This is a genomic window from Vibrio coralliilyticus ATCC BAA-450 (assembly GCF_000176135.1).
Classification (GTDB): domain Bacteria; phylum Pseudomonadota; class Gammaproteobacteria; order Enterobacterales; family Vibrionaceae; genus Vibrio; species Vibrio coralliilyticus.
In genome coordinates, this window is the sequence record NZ_ACZN01000018.1 from 390,504 (window position 1) to 409,198 (window position 18,695).

General features: G+C 44.5%; 15 protein-coding genes. 14 read left to right on the forward strand and 1 reads right to left on the reverse strand.

Features of this window, described 5'->3' with window-relative positions; genetic code table 11:
* Window positions 1-57 precede the first annotated feature (57 nt).
* Window positions 58-1,428 carry an MATE family efflux transporter gene (locus tag VIC_RS21215; RefSeq protein ID WP_006962349.1) on the forward strand — a complete coding sequence of 457 codons (1,371 nt, stop codon included), beginning with the start codon at window positions 58-60 and terminating at the stop codon, window positions 1,426-1,428.
* Window positions 1,429-1,581: 153 nt separating this feature from the next.
* Complete coding sequence (locus tag VIC_RS21220; protein WP_006962351.1) at window positions 1,582-2,511, forward strand: DUF3080 domain-containing protein; 930 nt, start codon at window positions 1,582-1,584, stop codon at window positions 2,509-2,511.
* Here the strand turns inward: VIC_RS21220 and VIC_RS21225 are convergent.
* Complete coding sequence (locus VIC_RS21225) at window positions 2,501-3,358, reverse strand: DNA ligase (protein ID WP_006962352.1); 858 nt, start codon at window positions 3,356-3,358, stop codon at window positions 2,501-2,503. The genes VIC_RS21220 and VIC_RS21225 overlap by 11 nt on opposite strands.
* Before the next feature lie 290 nt (window positions 3,359-3,648).
* Here VIC_RS21225 and VIC_RS21230 point away from each other — a divergent pair, with 290 nt between their 5' ends.
* The 12 genes from VIC_RS21230 (at window position 3,649) to VIC_RS21285 (ending at window position 18,650) form a co-directional block, all read left to right on the forward strand.
* On the forward strand, window positions 3,649-3,966 hold the full coding sequence (locus tag VIC_RS21230; RefSeq protein ID WP_006962353.1) for an STAS domain-containing protein: 318 nt from the start codon (window positions 3,649-3,651) through the stop codon (window positions 3,964-3,966).
* Window positions 3,967-4,007: 41 nt separating this feature from the next.
* Window positions 4,008-4,847: an OmpA family protein gene (locus VIC_RS21235; RefSeq protein WP_006962354.1), complete on the forward strand. Its 840-nt coding sequence runs from the start codon at window positions 4,008-4,010 to the stop codon at window positions 4,845-4,847.
* Complete coding sequence (locus tag VIC_RS21240) at window positions 4,837-6,927, forward strand: SLBB domain-containing protein (protein WP_006962355.1); 2,091 nt, start codon at window positions 4,837-4,839, stop codon at window positions 6,925-6,927. Before VIC_RS21235 ends, VIC_RS21240 begins: the two co-directional genes overlap by 11 nt.
* Entirely contained in the window at window positions 6,927-7,622 is a 696-nt protein-coding gene (locus VIC_RS21245) for a P-loop NTPase family protein (RefSeq protein ID WP_006962356.1), read from the forward strand. Before VIC_RS21240 ends, VIC_RS21245 begins: the two co-directional genes overlap by 1 nt.
* A gap of 9 nt (window positions 7,623-7,631) precedes the next feature.
* A complete protein-coding gene (locus tag VIC_RS21250; RefSeq protein WP_006962357.1) occupies window positions 7,632-8,432 on the forward strand; it encodes a phosphate/phosphite/phosphonate ABC transporter substrate-binding protein in 801 nt (266 codons plus the stop codon).
* Window positions 8,433-8,454: 22 nt separating this feature from the next.
* On the forward strand, window positions 8,455-10,755 hold the full coding sequence (locus VIC_RS21255; RefSeq protein ID WP_039952450.1) for a response regulator: 2,301 nt from the start codon (window positions 8,455-8,457) through the stop codon (window positions 10,753-10,755).
* Between the two features lie 21 nt (window positions 10,756-10,776).
* Window positions 10,777-12,264, forward strand: a complete 1,488-nt coding sequence (locus VIC_RS21260) for a sigma-54-dependent transcriptional regulator (RefSeq protein ID WP_006962359.1) — start codon at window positions 10,777-10,779, stop codon at window positions 12,262-12,264.
* A complete protein-coding gene (locus VIC_RS21265) occupies window positions 12,242-13,309 on the forward strand; it encodes a glycosyltransferase family 4 protein (protein ID WP_039952453.1) in 1,068 nt (355 codons plus the stop codon). The genes VIC_RS21260 and VIC_RS21265 overlap by 23 nt, the downstream gene beginning before the upstream one ends.
* A gap of 99 nt (window positions 13,310-13,408) precedes the next feature.
* Window positions 13,409-14,611 (forward strand): glycosyltransferase, encoded by a 1,203-nt coding sequence (locus VIC_RS21270; protein WP_006962362.1) that lies wholly within the window; start codon window positions 13,409-13,411, stop codon window positions 14,609-14,611.
* Complete coding sequence (locus tag VIC_RS21275; RefSeq protein WP_006962363.1) at window positions 14,604-15,800, forward strand: glycosyltransferase; 1,197 nt, start codon at window positions 14,604-14,606, stop codon at window positions 15,798-15,800. Before VIC_RS21270 ends, VIC_RS21275 begins: the two co-directional genes overlap by 8 nt.
* A 10-nt stretch (window positions 15,801-15,810) precedes the next feature.
* Complete coding sequence (locus VIC_RS21280; protein WP_006962364.1) at window positions 15,811-17,262, forward strand: lipopolysaccharide biosynthesis protein; 1,452 nt, start codon at window positions 15,811-15,813, stop codon at window positions 17,260-17,262.
* A complete protein-coding gene (locus VIC_RS21285; protein ID WP_006962365.1) occupies window positions 17,259-18,650 on the forward strand; it encodes an O-antigen ligase family protein in 1,392 nt (463 codons plus the stop codon). The genes VIC_RS21280 and VIC_RS21285 overlap by 4 nt, the downstream gene beginning before the upstream one ends.
* The last annotated feature ends 45 nt before the right edge of the window (window positions 18,651-18,695 follow it).

Consider the following 18,695-nt stretch of genomic DNA (forward strand, 5'->3'; position numbering starts at 1 on the left):
TTCCATAATTTGATTCTGCAGAAGTCAAAGCATCTTTGCTTTCATTGGAGTTTTTACGTGCATCGTTATAAACAAGAAGCGAATAAGCTGATCAAATTGGCCACGCCAGTACTGATTGCTTCCGTTGCGCAGACAGGCATGAGCTTCGTCGATACCGTCATGGCAGGCGGTGTCAGTGCGACGGATATGGCTGCTGTATCCATTGCATCAAGTATCTGGCTACCTTCAATACTATTTGGCGTTGGCCTGCTCATGGCCTTGGTCCCAGTTGTCGCTCAACTCAATGGATCAGGCCGACAGGTTAAGATTCCGTTTGAGATTCAACAAGGTGCCGCAATGGCATTGCTCATATCTATACCCATTATTGGCGTGCTTTTTCAGACTCAAAATATAATGGGTTTGATGAATGTCGAGCAGTTAATGGCTGAAAAAACCAACGGTTACATGCATGCTGTAATTTACGCTGTGCCCGCCTTTTTGCTTTTCCAAACCTTGCGCAGTTTTACTGATGGTATGTCACTCACCAAGCCCGCAATGGTCATTGGTTTCATTGGGCTGCTGTTTAATATCCCGCTAAACTGGATTTTTGTTTACGGTAAATTTGGTGCTCCTGCGCTGGGCGGTGTGGGATGTGGTGTCGCAACAGCCATTGTTTATTGGCTAATGTTGTTTATGTTGCTGTTCTATGTCGTGACATCCAAACGTGTTGCCCATATCAATCTATTCGGACAATTCCACAAGCCGCAGCTAAAACCTCTTGTTCGTTTATTCAAGCTAGGCTTTCCAGTAGCAGCCGCGTTATTCTTTGAAGTTACCCTATTTGCTGTCGTTGCACTCTTGGTTGCCCCACTCGGCTCGCTGATTGTCGCAGCGCACCAGGTTGCGATTAACTTTTCGTCGTTAGTCTTTATGCTGCCAATGAGCATTGGTGCAGCGACCAGCATTCGTGTTGGCCACAGCCTTGGAGAGAACAATGTAGAAGGGGCTGCAATCGCATCTCGTGTAGGTGTCATTGTTGCTGTGTTGCTGGCCTTATCCACTGCACTATTCACGGTTCTGTTCAGAGAGCAAGTTGCATTACTTTACACTGACAATCGCGCTGTTATAGAGATTGCTTTGCAATTGCTGCTATTTGCTGCCATCTACCAAGTAACGGATGCCGTGCAAGTCGTTGCGGCTGGTGCCTTGAGGGGATACAAAGACATGGCCGCAATATTCAACCGTACTTTTATCGCCTATTGGATTCTAGGCCTCCCGATTGGCTATGTTTTAGGAATGACAGATTGGATTGTTGAGCCTATGGGCGCTCATGGCTTCTGGATGGGTTTCATTATCGGTCTTTCATCAGCTGCAATCATGCTTGGTCTGAGACTTCGTTGGATGCATAGACAACCTGAAGATATCCAATTGGAATTTTCCTCTAAATAACCAAAAAAGGTCAGCTATGCTGACCTTTTTTGCATTTACTTCGTAGACTAATAACAAACCTTGATTGTTTCCTTATTTATCACACCTATGCGTATCTTTATTGTTTTGGTATCACTCTTGTCCCTTTCTGCTTGTGATTTTATCAAGAGTCCAATGGACGCCAGTTTGGACACCTATTTAGCCCGTATCGCCAATGTCCAAGATAGACCAGCGATACCAATGCCGGATAACGTCAATGTCTTACTGCCCACGAAACGAGAACTGCATATTACTATCCCTAGTATCAGCATAGGACTACTCGACAGTTATGAGCTTCGAAAATGCGGTTTATTCAATCTTGTTGCAGAGAAAAACTCGGTATTAGGAAAGATTCAGGACCAATTTCGAAATTTCGATTACCAACTCCAAGTGAGTTACGGCATAGAGCGCTGCTTAATGAGCCCAGATATATCCTCTGCACTTAAAACACAACTAGCTTCAATCCAACAACAGAAGCTCAAACAATTACCAGCGCACTTTACCAATTTGGTGTTTTCAAGTGACGCAATGCGTAATCAACTAGAAGCGACGGGATGGTTATCCGTCGATCAAGGTAGAGGCAGCACTCAAGTCATACAAGCGCTCGATCAAATAGATTCCAGATTTTCAGCTAGCAAAACACTGGATTACACCAGCACTTTAAACGCACTAACACCCTACCAAGAAGTCTTAGAAAAAAACGCAGTTTTAGGCCCGCTCAGCTATTCAATGCTCAACGCTGGAAACAAGTTGAGCGTCATCACTCAACAACTAAAAGCTCACGATGAGGCTATCCTATGCGGTCAGGGAAGAAATACAACTAAATTTCGCTATCTCAGAAACGTGTTTAACGAGTTTTTCATTGGTCAAATACAGCCATACCTCGCCAAAATCGATAGCATTTACAATGAACTGAACCCTTTAATAGATTTTGTTGATACAAGCCACGCCAATTACCAATACCCGATTAAGCAATATCACCAAGCTTTCAGAGCTGCTACAAAAGAGCATGTTGAGTATTGGCAAGCCTTGTTCAAACGTTGCGGAGCATCCCCTACTCGCTAGTATATTCTGGCCTTTCTCTCATATAGCGCGCAAATTTAGGAATACCGTTTTGCGTATAGCCATTGTATCTAAATGTAATGATTGAACCGAGCTTAGGGGGCTGGCGCCGCTGCTCATCAGTAAAGCCACTACCTATATAAAATTCTATACCTGAATCCAGCTGGATAAGTAACGCCCCCATCTGCCCGCTGTACTTTCCCTTACCGACTTTGTAGCCAACAACTAAGCCTTCTGCGTCCTGATGTTTCTTCATCTTCAGCAAGTCACTACTACGACCAGCCTGATAACGACTGGTCACCTTCCTTAACATCAACCCTTCGCCTTTTTGCTCGCTGACGTTGTCTAAGTAATGAAAGAGCTCCTGCTCAGAGCGAATCGGCGTATGCTCGACTAACTTGATGTGTGGCGCGTCAATTGAGTCAACCAAATATCGAATATTGTAGTAGCGCTTTTGATAGTCTCCCGCCGCTTGCGGCATATCAAACAGCATGAAATCGATCTGCTTCCAAGATGGTTCAACGGGTACTTTGTCTAAAACCGTCTGTTGGACAATATGGAACTTTCCTCTCCCCGCCCATAGCTCCCCCTCGACGGCATAGCTCGGTAGAGGTTTAATGAACCAATCAGGCGCATGTATGACTTTACCATTGCGTGTAGTTAATTGAGATCCATCCCAAATAGCACGAATACCATCTAGCTTTTCACTTTTCCAGTAATCCTCAATATTCGTTCCATACTCGTAGTCATTGGCCTGAACCAAAGGCATATAACTCAAAGAATGACTCTCTGACCAAGCGTTGAAAGATATAGCAACAGCAATCGCGACACTGGTTAACTTAATTTGCATCCCTAACTCCAGACATTTCCATCCGAAGTGATTTTCAAGGCTCGATGCATAAGTTCAATCAATGCCAGCTAACAATACGAGTAACATCAAAAGTTCTTTCCTCCTACAGATGTGTCAGTTACAGCCTCCAGCGCCATTTTTCATTTATAGACATGATTCTCAGTCTGAGAAAACACGTTTCTCAAATTGAGAAATATAAGAACCATCAACTTAACCAATTGATTTTAAAGTGCATATTTTTTGGCACACAAAGTGCCTTATTTAAGAAAACTATCTGAGGAGATATCGTCATGGAACTACGTAAAATTGAACTAACAAATGAAATTCTTACCCTTCAAATTGATGGCAACTTAGATGCTGACGGCAGTCGATACGCTCAACAACACATTGATGAAATTATCGCTGATCAACATGGCGAAGTTGAAATTGATTTCCGCAATGTTCGTTTTCTTGATTCTTCAGGTGTTGGTGCACTGGTTTACCTATACAAACGTCTAGTCGAGCGTGAGCGTCAGATGCGCATCGAGAATGTCACTGGCCAACCACTTGAAATCATCAATCTGCTTCGTATCGACAAAGCAATCCCTGTGAACTCTCGCACTCACTAAAACAATAAACGAGATTTCACCCACTAACAGAGGAAGTTGGCATGGTTAATTACATCAAACACATAGCCCTAATTGTACCTATAGTAAGCTCGATTGGCTGTAGCAGTTACCCCGAAGAGGGTCGCGGAGGCCTTGCTGAACAGTACATCCAATCTAATTTCACTCCAGTCATGCCAGACGAGCCTCTTGGCCCAGAGCATGGTCTGCGCTTCGATTGGCAATTAGCAAAACTCCACCTTGATGCACTCATTCGTGAAGGTGCTCGTTGGTGTTTCCCGGCAGCTGTCGTCCAAGCTCTTGAAAAACAAAATCGAATAGCAAGAGAACTAGAAGGTGGTTTGTTGTTAGACGCCGCGAACGACATTGTTATTCAGCGTAAACGCCTGGATGAACTTGAGAGGCAGCTTGATTATGTGACATCTCAAGCTAAATGTGTCCCACCACATGATGAGTTTTCTTTCCAACAACAATTGGCAATCATCGACAAGCTCTACAACCTGCTAAACGTTGATAATCAGTTTGCGTTCAATTCTACAGAAGTGAACCCCAAATATATGGGGCACCTTGCCCAAGCAGCCAACATTCTGCGAGAGCATAAGTCACTAAACCTAACAGTCACTGGTCATGCCGATTCGGTTGGCGATGAACTCCAGAACCAGCAGCTCGCAATGGGCAGAGCAAAACAAGTGAAACGCTACCTGACCATTTTTGGCCTTGAGCCGAAAAGAATAGAAGCAAAATCGCTTGGTGAATCCCTACCTCTTTTCGAAGGTGAGTCAGACGGAGTTCGACTCACAAACCGTAGGGTTAGCATCGAAGTTGTTGAAACCAACGAGCTAGCAGAGAACAAGTTGAATGGAGGCTATTATCATGTGGAATAAACTCATATTAATCACCCTTGTATTCCTGTTTGCAGCTTCAGTAAATGCCGAGATGGAACGTGTTCAAGTCGGTGACATGATTCAGGTGAATCTACCAGGCGAAGAAACATTAAATAAAGGATTCCAAGTTGATAAACGAGGCCGAATCAACCTACCTGAAGTTGGTGCACTATACGTCGCAGGATATACAGAGAACCAGCTTCAGCAGTCAGTCCTAAATGCATTAAGCAAAGTTTATCGAGATCTTTCTACTGCATCGGTTTACATCTCAGAGCAGCAAGTTCTTATCTCTATTCAGGGGTACGTAAACTCCCCCGGCGAATACACCTTATCAAAGAGTGCAGATGTACAAATGGCAATTCACGCTGCTGGTGGATTACGTTCGGGTGCGCAGTTAAATAATCTGCTTCTTAAGCGCGGAAAAGACAAATTTCCTTTTAATTACAAAAGCTTTTTAGATACAGGTGATGAGTCCCTGCTACCTAAGCTCAAATCTCTAGACACTATATTTGTACCAGCTTCACCCTTGGTGGGTAACATCGAGCAACAGTTTGATGCCAGTAAGTTAGCTAATTCTGGTGATAGTGCTGACAACAGAACTGCGATCAAGGTATTTGGTGAAGTAAATGCACCGGGCTCTTTCACTTTCAAAAATACTGCAGATTTGGTTGATATCCTCATGCGCGCCGGCGGCGTGACACGTTACGCTTCTGTGGAGCAGATTCGTGTTATCAGCAATAACAAGCCTCAGATTTTCAATCTGAAAGAGTATTTAGATAGTGGGGATACTTCTCTGCTCCCTAACCTTCAACCAGGCACTACGATTTTCGTACCTAAACAGGAAGAGGAAATCCGCGCAGGTTCGAACGTTATCTACATCATGGGTGAGGTGAAGAGCCCTGGCGCCTACGAAGGTAAAAAAGGTGCTTCTTTTATGGACATTCTGGCCAACGCCGGCGGTCCAACCCGTTACGCAGAATCTCGTCAAATTCGCCTTATCAAAGCGAATGGGCAAGTTATCAAATTTGATTTAACGGCTTACACAGAAGGTTTGACTACCAAAGCTCCACCTCAAATCAATCCCGGTGATGCGATATTTGTTCCAGAGAAAACCGACATGAATGAGAAGTCGTGGCTAAAGATCTCGCCAGACCGTGCTGTTAATGTCATTGGTGAAGTGGTTCGCCCAGGACGCATCGAATGGTCTGATGAAATGGACATGATGCACCTGCTGGCACATGTCGGAGGACCTACTCTTCGCGCCGACACGTCAAAAATAGAAGTGGTGACACCTAACGGAAAAATGAAGACGTTCAATCTTGACGAGTTCATTTTAAACGGAGCACCTATGGCGGAGCTACCTGTCATCAGCGCTGGTACTATTATTCGTGTTCACGATTTACCTCAAGATCCATCTGACAACAAATCACAATGGGTACGTCAAAGCTCTGATGCTTCTATATACGTCTTCGGTCAGGTTAATGCTCCTGGTCGCTACCGCTTTACAAAAGAAATGCATTTTCTGGACATCCTGTCTGCAGCTGATGGTCCAACTAAAGATGCCGATATCCATAACATCAAAATCACTCATAGAGACAAAACCTATTCAAAAGTTAGCAAACTTAACTTGTCCCTGTATTTCGAAACTGGGGATGAGAGCCTTCTACCAAAGATAACCATGGGTGACACCATTTACATCCCTGAGAAAGATAAGATTTGGTTGGATACTAGCAAAGAATCAACAGTTCGAGTGCTGGGTGCAGTTAACAGCCCTGGTCGCTATGTCTTTGATGACAACATGACGATTCTGGACATTCTAGCTGAAGCTGGTGGCCCCTCTGAGCGTGCATATTTGGAAAAGATTTCAATCGTCAATATGTCCTGCTGCCAAGGACAGGCTCGTACCTTTGACCTAATAGACTTCAGCAAAACTGCCAATATTTATAAGCTTCCAGTGCTTCGTGCAGGTGACACGATTTACATCCCAGACCGCAGCGAAAGCATTCTTGAACGAGCACGAGTAGGCCTTGAAGACATCCTACGATTGACAACCACCATCGTATTGATAGGAGCGCTGTAATGATTATTCCTGCTACATTAACCGAGGTAGAGCAAATCTACCTCGCGGCCGAATTGGCCGAGGCGCGTTCAGTTTGTCTCACAGGCTGCAATTCAGGTGACGGCGTCACGTCAATTGCTTCTGCTTTGGCGGAAAGATACTTACTCGGTGGGCATAAAACCCTTCTGGTGGATCTAAACCTATTCCATCCTGCGTTTGAACCTGCACTAGTCAACGCTGACCAGGGTGATGACATAGGTGTGTTACTGGAACACAAATCATCCCACCAGCTTTTCACTGGCTTACCGGTGCCGGAACAGACTTCCACGCTTCTAGCTTATAAAGATCCAAGTGTTTTGAGCAACTCAGTAGATAAATGGTTACAGCACTACGATAGAGTCATTTGCGACACCTCGCCTCTGCTTCATGTAAACCGAGGGAATATTCCCGCCCAGGTCGTCGCCAGCGCATGTGACCAAACTGTATTAGTGGTCATGGGAGGGAAAACATCAACCGGTCAAATCCAGAAATCGCAAGAGCTCCTCCAAAGCCCGAAAATCTCACTACTAGGCTCCATTTTGAACTTGAAGAACCAAGCAACACTGGGGCAGGAAATGGCGAGAGAGATAAGAAGACTGAGGTTTCTTCCTCAATCATGGAGAGAAAAATGGGCACAAAAACTCCTTACTAACGAGTTTCTGGCTCATTCAGCCTAAGGATTGATTATGAAAAAATTTACTTATCTTGCTCTGCTTACACTCCTCTCGGCGTCCTTACATGCTGAATCCATCACTTTTGGTGTTGTTCCCCAGCACTCTGCGAGCAAGCTTGCCAAACAATGGGCCCCTATCATCGAGTACCTTTCCGAAAGAACAGGGCAAAAGATCATATTTAGCACAGCATCTGACATTCCAACGTTCGAACAGCGGCTGAAAAACGGGGAGTATGATCTCGCTTATATGAACCCCTACCATTACACCGTCTTCAGCGAATTGCCTGGCTACAAAGCGATTGCAAAAGCTAAAGACAAACGGCTTAAAGGTATCATTGTCGTCCGAAAAGACAGTGATATTTCCAAGCCTGAACAACTGCAAAATACAGAACTTGCTTTCCCCTCACCTGCGGCCTTCGCGGCAACTGTATTGACTCAAGCCTATCTGAAACAAAGCAACATAACGTTTGAGCCGTCTTACGTATCATCTCATGATTCCGTCTACTTAGCTGTCGCGAAAGGCTTCTTCCCCGCAGGTGGTGGAATAATAAGAACCTATATGGCGTTACCTGAGGAAACTCGTGATCAACTGACTCCGATTTGGACCACCAAAGGGTATACCCCCCACGCTATCGCAGCTCACCCCAATCTCAATAGCAACGTGAAAAGCATAATTCAGCAAGCGCTTATAGAGTTTGACGACTCCCCAGAAGGCCTCGCTCATCTAGAGAAACTTAAACTCAAGGGTTTTATTTCGGCACAAGATAGCGATTGGAATGACGTTAGAGCGCTCAACATAACACTATTGGATTAGTCATCGACGGGAGTACCTTGCTATGTCATTTAGAATGAAAACCATACTTGGGATCGCTTTTATTGAGGTCGTTATGCTGATAGCGCTCACATTCAGCGCGATGAGCTTTCTCTCTGAGTCAAATGAAAAACAGCTAATCCAGCGAGCTCATTCAGCCGCTTCAATGTTTGCTCACGCAGCCAAGGATGCGATGATCGCCACCGACATTGCGACTTTAGACGACTTGGTACAAGAGTTTATGACCATCGAAGACATCACATACATTAGGGTGATGCGCGGTGACAAAGAACTTTCGAGTGACGGTAATGAAGCATTGCTGCAACGAACAATGTTGATCGACTACAACTTAGATTCTGTCGTTGATGGAGTCTTTGACACTCAGGTTCAGGTCACTAACGGAGGAGCAAACTATGGCACTATAGACATTGGTTTCGAAGTCTCCGCCATCAACTCTATGTTGACCAGTGCCCAGAAAGCAATAATAGGTATAGCTTCCATCGAAGTCATGTTAGTAGCAATCTTTTCGTTCTTCCTTGGAACCTACTTAACCAAAAGCTTGGTCAAGCTTATCGAGGCAGCGAATACCGTCAGTGAACAAGGGCCTGGTTTCCAGCTTAATGATCAGTCTAAAGACGAGTTGGGGGACGTTGCACGAGCATTTGACGATATGTCTGTAAAACTCGAAAAAAGCTATCATGACCTTAAGAGCGCTCGCTTCGAAGCAGAACAGGCAAACGAATCTAAAAGCCGCTTCTTAGCCTCGATGTCACACGAAATTCGTACACCGATGAACGGTGTGTTGGGCATTTTGAACATTCTTGAAGAATCAAAACTCTCTCGTGAACAGAAAAAACTAGTCAACACAGCAACTGAGTCAGGCCAATTCCTCCTTAGTATCATCAATGACATTTTGGATTTCACGCGAATGGAGTCCAACACACTACGATTAGAACACAAGCCGTTTAATTTTCGTCAGTGTGTCGAAAATGTTGTTGAAACATTTCAACCATCAGCGAAAGTCCGCTCTCTTGACCTGAACTGTATTCTTGATGGTTCAGTACCCGCCAATGTACAAGGCGATGAAAACCGCGTTAAACAGATCCTTCACAACTTGATTGGTAATGCAATGAAGTTCACCAAAGAAGGCAGCGTGACAATTCAGGTACACGCAGACACCCATGAAGGAAATCAAGTCAAAATAGTTTGCAAAGTCATAGACACCGGTGTCGGCATCAACCGCAGCGCAATGGATTATCTGTTTGATGAGTTCACCATGGTCGATCAAACCTATTCTAGAAGTCAGGAAGGCTCCGGGCTGGGTCTTGCTATATGCAAACGCCTATGTGAGTTGATGGACGGCTACATTGAGGCAGAGAGTACGCCATCAATTGGCAGCACTTTCTCCTTTTCAATCAAACTGGAACTCGCAGACCAACTCATTAGCTCAACTCACCAGAGCCAAAACAATACCGAATTGCTGGTATCAGATGCCAGCATATTAGTGGCAGAAGACAACAAAGCGAACCAATTGGTGATAAGAGAGATGTTTAAGCGCATGGGGCTCTCGATGGACATCGCAGAAAATGGTCGTCGTGCCATCGAGATGGTCGAACAATACCATTACGATCTTATCTTTATGGACATATCTATGCCAGAGATGGACGGAATGGAGACCTGCAGAGCCATACGTTCAATGACTGATGAGAAGACATGTCAGATACCTATCATTGCACTGACAGCCCACTCTTTATCTGGAGATAAAGAGCAGTTCCTTGATGCAGGGATGAACGACTATTTGTCAAAACCGATTCGCTTGTCACAACTAATTGAAAAAATTAATCTATTCTTAAGTGATGGCGCGATCAACTCTGCTGAAAAATCTGATAATTTAGAGAGTGAATCGCAAATTCTTACGCAGGCTGCAATCAATCATTCTATGAATCAGGACATACAAGTGGATTTAGAACTCGTCGACGAAGAAGTCTTAGAGCAAATGATAGAAGACACAAGTGCTGATGTTCTTCCTATGCTAATTGATCATTACATCGAAGAATCTAATGAGCGCTTAAGAAAGATTTATCAAGCAATGGAAGACCGAGACAAAGAAACTCTAGAGTTTGAAAGCCACACATTAGGCAGCTCTTCTCTAGCGTTAGGAAATCGAGTGTTGTCCAATCTTGCACGAAAGATTGAGTGTATGTGTTTGGAGAATCATGAACAACAAGCATTTGAACTCTCTGAAGAATTAAAAGAGCTAGCTGAAAAGTCGCTCGCTGCTCTTGAATATAGAAAAACGCTGGGCTTCATCGAACCAGCTGGCTAGATACAACAAGGATGACGTCACATGAGAGCAAAAGTACTACTGATTGAAGACTCCACATCTCTGGCAGTCCTTTACAAACAGTACGTAAAAGATGAAGCGTTTGACCTGTTTCATGTTGAAACAGGTCGTGATGCCAAAGCATTCATAGAAAGAAACGTACCACAACTTGTGATTTTAGATCTCAAGCTTCCGGACATGAACGGCGAAGATATCCTGGACTGGATCAACGAGAATCAAGTACCAACCTCCGTCGTCGTTGCAACCGCACACGGTTCCGTGGATATCGCGGTAAGCTTGCTCCAGAAAGGGGCTAAAGACTTTCTCGAAAAGCCGATTCAGGCAGACCGACTCAAAACGTCGATAAATCTCCACTTACAACAAGCTAAACTCGAACACTTAGTCGAAGATATCGAAGCGAAATTCGACAGAAATCGCTTCCATGGATTCATCGGCTCTTGTCTACCTATGCAGGGCGTATACAAAATCATCGACTCTGTTGCACCGACAACAGCGAGTGTTTTCATCATTGGAGAAAGCGGCACCGGTAAAGAAGTGTGCGCAGAAGCAATTCACAAAGAAAGTAAACGAAACGATAAACCTTTTATCGCCATCAACTGTGGTGCTATTCCTAAAGATCTTATGGAAAGCGAAATTTTTGGCCATGTAAAAGGTGCATTCACAGGGGCGACTACGGACAGAAAAGGCGCGGCATCTTTAGCTCATGGAGGAACGCTCTTCCTTGACGAGTTATGTGAGATGGAGCTGGAAATGCAGAAGAAACTGCTACGTTTCCTGCAGACAGGTACTTTCACCCCACTCGGGGGTTCGAAAGAAATGAAGGTCGATGTGCGGATAATCTGTGCGACCAACCGTGACCCATTGCTAGAAGTTGAAGAAGGCCGATTCCGAGAAGACTTGTACTACCGCGTTCATGTTGTGCCGATTGAGATGCCTCCTTTGAGAGAGCGTGGGAATGACATCACAACGCTAGCGACTCATTTCCTTAAGCTGTTCGCTAAAGAAGACGGTAAGAAGTTCAATGGTATCAACCGAGATGCAGAATCTTTACTCAAGCACTACTCCTGGCCCGGTAATGTGAGACAGCTACAAAATGTCATTCGCAATATAGTTGTTCTCAACGACGAATCAAAGCTCTCTGTCGCTCACCTGCCTGATCAGATTTCAAAAAGTAATAAATCGACTAAGCCCAGAGCAGTCCAAGCAGCAATCCGCTATGAAGCTCCTGCTCAAGCGTCACCAGTAGAAGCGGTGGATACGGCAATACAAGCATCAACTCCAGTGGTTGAGAGTGTTAACACACAAAGTTCTACGCCGGTAACAATACGGCCAATGTGGCAGGTAGAGAGAGAAACCATTCAGCAAGCCATTGATTTTTGCGATGGTAATGTCCTCAACGCAGCGGTATTACTCGAGTTGAGTCCATCAACCGTTTATCGTAAAAAACAGGCTTGGGAAGCCGAAGAAGATGAGCAGCAATACGCGGATTGATGTTTGGCTAGTCATCGATAGCCTGACGTTTGGCGGCATTGAAACCTACGTGCTTGAGCTCGCTAAAGGGCTCAAGCATCACAACACAAGTGTTGAGGTGTTGCTGATAAAACGGTATCAACAGCGTTCTCCCCTCGTAGAAAAACTGGAAAAAGAAGCGCTCCCTTACCAGTACTTATCTGACCTGGCCACTCAACCTTTGTTCGCACTTATCCAAAAAATTAAACATTCACCAACGACTCTTATCCATGCTCATGGGTACAAAGCTAGTCTGCTGTCTAAATGTGCACGTGTTTTGACTGGAGCCAAACAAATAACAACCTATCACGCTGGCGAAACACCAACAGGTAAAGTCTGGGCTTATGATTTTGTTGATCGCTACACGGCGTTTATTTCTACGCTCTCACTTGCCGTCAGTGAGAAAGTGAGCCAAAAGATTCCTGCTACCACCCTTAGGCTGAATAATTTCATTGATGATTCAAAAGCCTGTGTGAGCACAGGAGAACAGATCGCCTTTGTTGGTCGCCTAAGCCATGAAAAAGGACCAGACAGGTTCATTCGATGCGCTAAAATCCGCCCAGATTTATCCTTTCACATCTATGGCTCAGGTCCGTTAGAAGCAGAGATTTCTCAATTAGCGCCGCAAAATGTTCAACTCCACGGTCATCAAAGCAACATGGATGTGGTTTGGAAACACATAGGCGTACTTATCATTTGCTCTCGATTTGAAGGTTTGCCTATGGCGGCGCTTGAAGCCATGTCCAGAGGGTGTATTGTCATCGCGTTAAAGGTTGGAGATCTTCCTAAACTGATTACCAGTGGTCAGAATGGATATTTGGTCGATACGGCTGCTCAGATTGCTGATGTTTTACGAACTCTAGAACAGTTAACAGACGACGAAAGACAAAAGATATCTCAGCAAGCGATTTGCACAGTTCGAGAACAATTTTCCTCTTCTGCAGTCATTCCTAAATTGCTACAACTCTACAAAAAATCTGGTCGTCAATCTGATTCTCATATTGAGAAAAACACTCTCGTAAAATAGTTAATATTTTTTTTGTCTACTTTTCATAAAGTTAGCCAGCCTTAAATCTTGGCATCTCAATTGCGTTGTTCCTCGTACAAATGGCAAAGGGGAATAACAATGAAGAAAAAAATACTGTTTGTTCACTACGGAAATGACTGGATTCGCGGAAGCGAGCAGTGCCTCATTGACCTAATGGAACAGTGCTCTGACCAAGGGTTCTCCGTACATCTATGGACCAATAACTCTTCTTTGCACCGTTATGCCTTACGCAACAACATCTCATCCGAAGCTGATGCATTCCCTCTCCTACTTGGCTGGCTCGCCCCCAGATTCGATTTTCTAGGTTGGGGCTATCTGGTCCGTAAAGCTTGTAAAATCCTCCAAAGAGAAAGCATTGACGTCGTTCATGTCAACAGTGGTGCTCCATGTCAATGGATGGTACTCGCAGCCCGAATCAAACAGGTTCCAATGGTGACTCAGCTACACAGCCCCTATCCTGCCAGAGACCGATTAACACTAGGCCTGCATTTGTCCCCCCACATCATCTCTGTAAGTGAATATGTTGCCAGCCAGCTCAAATCTGAGGGGTACCCACGTGAGCATTTGTCAGTCATTCATAACGGATTGCATGTTTCTAAACTCGACGAGCAACAGACTGTCGAAACAAAAAAAGTACTCGGCATTAACGACGACGACTTCCTTTATGCGACAGTCGGTTCTCTAATTCACCGCAAAGGTATCGATCGGCTTATCGTAGCGTTAAGACATTTGAACTTTGAATATCCGAATACACACCTTTTAGTCATTGGCGACGGTCCACTCAGAAACGAGCTAGAAAAACACGCCAAGAAGTTGTATTTGGAAAACAGGGTTCACTTTGTCGGTGAACAAAACAATGCAGTAGGTTGGTTAAAAGGCTGTGATGCCTTTGTAAGCGGTGCTAGAAGCGAAGCTTTTGGACTCGTTATTGCTGAAGCCGCTGTCGCCAAGATTCCAGTTGTGGCACCTTTTGAAGGTGGTATCCCAGAGTTTGTTCAACATGGCGAGACCGGTATTCTCTACCCCAACAGTGGTGTGGGCCCATTAAGCAAGGCCATGAGAGTATTAGTCGACAACCCTGACTTTGGGCGACAACTCGCCAGTAATGCCAGCGAACACATCGGAACCAAATTCAATGTTTCGCTATCAAGCCATCGTATCATCGGTGTTTACAAGAAAATTATGGTATCCCACCAACCCTCAGTCTCTTTCTGGCGCACATTTATCCCGCTAAAAACCTATTTGGCAAAGCGCATTGCTATGGGAGGTCAGCATGGTTAATTCAAACGTGACAAAAACACTGGTCTTCGATCCCATAACATTCAAAGGCGGATCAAAAATCGCCACTGTCGAAGCGTTAAGTTTGTGTCGAGCAGATATCAACCACTTTGTTATCGCCACAGCTGATGTGGAATTCTGGAGGAGCTGTAAACTTACAGCATCACACTCAGTTGATATAGTTGCATTGCCTCTTATTAAACCATTGGCTAAGCAGCATTACGGCCTCCTATATTGGCTAAGCCAGTGTTATACCGCCCTATGCCTTCTATTTTTCTTGATCAAGTACAAGAGCATTGACAGAGCTATCGGTGCATCTGGGCCCGGTATGGACATGCCACTTTACATTGTAAAGTTATTAAAAAACATTGAATTAGTTCAGTTTATTCATGGACACGTTGGAAACTCAAGGTCTATCGGTTACTGCTTAATCGTTGCTGACAAGGTGTTTTATCTGCCCTCCTGCAGACCAAGTATTTCTGTCGCGCTGAGAACATATCTGGAGCGCAAAACGTCCATAGAAGACTCAGGTTCCCTTGTGGAGATGTATTTGACGTCTCGCAAATACCATACCTTCGTTAACGGTTTACCCGAGGACAGATGGCCAACACGTTGCCAAACAGATTTCCCCGTCTGCTTTTGGGCTGCATCTTTATTGAAATGGAAAGGACTGGACTTGTTTGTCGAGGCACTTAAACATGCTGCACATATCAAACCAATCGCATCTAACATCTGTTACATCAGGCCCGTTGATACAGCCATTCCGACAAGTACCGCGCCCGTTGTAATTAAATACACGAATTGGTACCAAGACCCGCAAGAATTAGACACGATTAGAAGCCAATCCAACATCTTTGTTTCCACCAGCCACAAAGAACCGTTTGGTTTGTCCATTTTAGAAGCCTTAGCTGCGGGGATGTGTGTCGTTATCCCTCAAGATGGTTCTTACTGGGATAAACGCCTGACACACAATCTCAACTGCATCAAATATTTACCTGATGATGCTAACTCGTTGTGTGATGCCCTGTTATATGCCGTTAAAGATCGCACCAACTTCAAACGCTGTATTGATAATGGAATGATGATTGCTGAAGAGTATAGAGCAGAACAGCGCTACTTAGACTTTGTTAAAACCATAGACCCTAATCCGTACCTAAAGCTATCTCGTGAGCCTAAACCTCAGAGCCACTAAGGAACATGTTATGCGACATAGAATATTGCAGTGGTTTAAACAAGACAACGTCACCAGTATGGCGCTCTATGCTCTGAGCCTGCTTATGATGAAAGGGACATCACTACTCATGCTCCCCTTCATGGCAAGTTACTTAACTCCATCACAGTTTGGCCACCTTGAATTACTTTCTATCACCACTGTTTTTTTCAGCCTGATGGTCGGTTTAGCAATGCATGAAAATCTTTATCGCTTCATTGGTACGATAAAGGATGCATCAACTCGCTTTGCTCGAGTATGCGAATTGTACTCCAGTTCTTTTTCGACATCCTTGCTACTCGCAGGGGTATTATTCGCAGGTTATTTTGCCGTGTCTCATGCAGCGTTAACCATCAACACTGAACAAATGGCACTGATAACGATCGTAGTAATAGTTGAGGCCCCTCTCGCAATCTGCTTAGCTTGGTTAAGACTAAACAACAAGGCGGTAACTTTTTTCAAAATCAGTTTTGTTACTTTGCTCATTCAGGTCTCTCTGGTCATTTTGATACTCACCAACAATCCAGATGTTACTTTATTATTTAGCGTTGGCGTTCTGTGTGCTGTACTCCAGGTAACTTATCTCCATTTCCACAACAAGCTTTCTTTCAAACTGCCTACCCTTGTTCACTACAAACGCTACATCCAATACTCGTTCCCTTTGATGTTATCAGCCGCAGTCGCATTTGGACTTTCTGGTGCCGAGCGATGGATCATTGCCGAAGCGCACACATTAGAAACCTTAGGTATTTATGCAGTTGCCGCCAAATTTGCCCTTGCGTTGGGGATTCTGATTCAACCTTTCCATATGTGGTGGATGCCAAAGCGCTTTGAAGTACTTGAAACTCTCGGCAAAGAAAAAGTCGCGCTTAACACTCAACACGGTATTATCGCTTTGTGCTTCCTGGGTGTCATTGTTATGTGGATGAGCCAATGTTTTATCAGCCTTGCGCTACCCAGTGGCTACCAATCCGCAAGTCAGCTTGTTGTTCTGTGTATCGTAATAATGTTGCTCAAAGAAATGGTAGAAATGCTCAATATCGGTGTGTTGTATGCAAAACAGACAAGCAAGCTTTTTATTATCAATATTGTTGCTACAGCAGTGGCACTCGTCAGTGCTTGGCTGACTAAAGAAACAGGCGTGACAGCTATCTTACTCAGCCTGTGTATGGGCCAATTTATTCGCCTTACTTTGATATACCACCTAAGCCAGTCACTATGCCATATTCCCTATAGATATGGCGCATTGTTGGCGTTTGTCCTTATTAGTTCAATATTCACGATCAGTGGGTGGTTCAATCATTCATTAGAAACGGCTGGGGTAATGCTTGTATTGCAACCTATGGCGCTAATCGCATTGCTGCACAAACTAAGATTTATTTCACTTTCTGCAAGTTCTGTCCAAAAAACTCATCGTCATAATCATGTGGAGCGTACGCTATGATGCATGCAGATAAGCTTTATCCAGCCATCATTACCTCTGGCGTATGTATCTTCATTGCACTGGTTTGGAAGCTCGTCCCTCATCCTGCTGTTGCCATTGTGCTTAGCATGATGCCTCTTGGGATACTTTTCGTGCTAAACCAAACTTTTTGGTTGGTCAGCTTATTCGTCCTGTTTTCATTTTTCAGAATTCACGAAGCAATCCCTGCTCTTTACTCGCTAAAAATCCCTTTGTTACTTTCAGTCGGAGCCTTAAGTGCTCTGTTGTGGCATAGTTTAATCAGCAAAAATCTTCAGATGTTCTGGCATCAGAGCCTGACTTGGTTCACAGTGTTTTGGCTGTTGGTGCTTGTTGGAGCCGTATTATCATCCAATCCCGGTTTAGCGATTACCTACTTCAAGTCGATCTATTGGAAGATCATCGTCATGACTCTGGCAATCGCATGGCTCGTAAATAGCGTTCAAAATGTCAAACGCATTAGTATTCTAATCGTATTAGCAGGAAGTCTGATTGCATTTGTAGCCCTATCCAACTCCATCAATGGCATTGGCCTAGTAGAAGGAACACGTGTCACCATTGGCCGTCAACTTGGTTCAGTTTTGGGTGACCCAAATGATTTGTCATTAGTACTTATGTTCCCCCTTGCCTTTGCCATCAGTTTGATGACCACAAAAAACCTTGGCAGCGTTCGAATTCTAGGTTTAGTCGCTACGATATTGGCGTTGAGTGCTGTTATCGCAACCCAAAGCCGAGGTGGATTACTCGGTTCAATCGCGGTATTCGGAATATTCGGCTTGCGTATTATACGTTCCAAGTTTCTACTCGCGTTGATTGGAACTATCGGTTTACTTGTTCTGTTTGCAGCAGCGGGGATTTCTGACAGACAATCAGGAGGCGCCGCTGAAGAAGGCATTGATGCTTCGGCCATGGGCCGACTCTATGCTTGGGAAGCGGCTTTTGGTATGGCTGTGGCCAATCCTTTAACAGGCGTTGGATTGAATAACTTCTACGCTAATTACTTTTTCTATAGCCCTCACTGGGATGGACTAAACCATGCCGTACATTCGACCTGGTTTGGTGTGCTTGCAGAAACAGGCTTCCTTGGCCTGATTGTATTCATTGGGTGTATCTACTCACTGGTCAAAACCAGCAAACAAACGCTGTCACTTCTAGATGCAGTGCCAGATAACTACTCTCCTTACCTTCATGCAACAGCCGCAGCAGTATACGCTGGCATTATGGGGACAATCGTGTCGGGCACATTCCTCACTCAAGGCTTTACCTGGCCTATTTATATCCTTGCCGCTCTATGCATCGCCCTGAATCGTATTGTTCAAAACCATTCTCAAAATGAGAATACGCAGAAGAACGACAAGATTCATATATAACCAATTGTTTTTAATAAGTTTAATTTTTGGCACGTTACGTGTAAC

Excerpts from the sequence above, each read along its gene's own strand:
- VIC_RS21220 (WP_006962351.1), top strand. The coding sequence starts at position 1,582 with ATGGACGCCAGTTTGGACACCTATTTAGCCCGTATCGCCAATGTCCAA.
- VIC_RS21225 (WP_006962352.1), bottom strand. The coding sequence starts at position 3,358 with ATGCAAATTAAGTTAACCAGTGTCGCGATTGCTGTTGCTATATCTTTC.
- VIC_RS21230 (WP_006962353.1), top strand. The coding sequence starts at position 3,649 with ATGGAACTACGTAAAATTGAACTAACAAATGAAATTCTTACCCTTCAA.
- VIC_RS21235 (WP_006962354.1), top strand. The coding sequence starts at position 4,008 with ATGGTTAATTACATCAAACACATAGCCCTAATTGTACCTATAGTAAGC.
- VIC_RS21240 (WP_006962355.1), top strand. The coding sequence starts at position 4,837 with ATGTGGAATAAACTCATATTAATCACCCTTGTATTCCTGTTTGCAGCT.
- VIC_RS21245 (WP_006962356.1), top strand. The coding sequence starts at position 6,927 with ATGATTATTCCTGCTACATTAACCGAGGTAGAGCAAATCTACCTCGCG.
- VIC_RS21250 (WP_006962357.1), top strand. The coding sequence starts at position 7,632 with ATGAAAAAATTTACTTATCTTGCTCTGCTTACACTCCTCTCGGCGTCC.
- VIC_RS21255 (WP_039952450.1), top strand. The coding sequence starts at position 8,455 with ATGTCATTTAGAATGAAAACCATACTTGGGATCGCTTTTATTGAGGTC.
- VIC_RS21260 (WP_006962359.1), top strand. The coding sequence starts at position 10,777 with ATGAGAGCAAAAGTACTACTGATTGAAGACTCCACATCTCTGGCAGTC.
- VIC_RS21265 (WP_039952453.1), top strand. The coding sequence starts at position 12,242 with ATGAGCAGCAATACGCGGATTGATGTTTGGCTAGTCATCGATAGCCTG.
- VIC_RS21270 (WP_006962362.1), top strand. The coding sequence starts at position 13,409 with ATGAAGAAAAAAATACTGTTTGTTCACTACGGAAATGACTGGATTCGC.
- VIC_RS21275 (WP_006962363.1), top strand. The coding sequence starts at position 14,604 with ATGGTTAATTCAAACGTGACAAAAACACTGGTCTTCGATCCCATAACA.
- VIC_RS21280 (WP_006962364.1), top strand. The coding sequence starts at position 15,811 with ATGCGACATAGAATATTGCAGTGGTTTAAACAAGACAACGTCACCAGT.
- VIC_RS21285 (WP_006962365.1), top strand. The coding sequence starts at position 17,259 with ATGATGCATGCAGATAAGCTTTATCCAGCCATCATTACCTCTGGCGTA.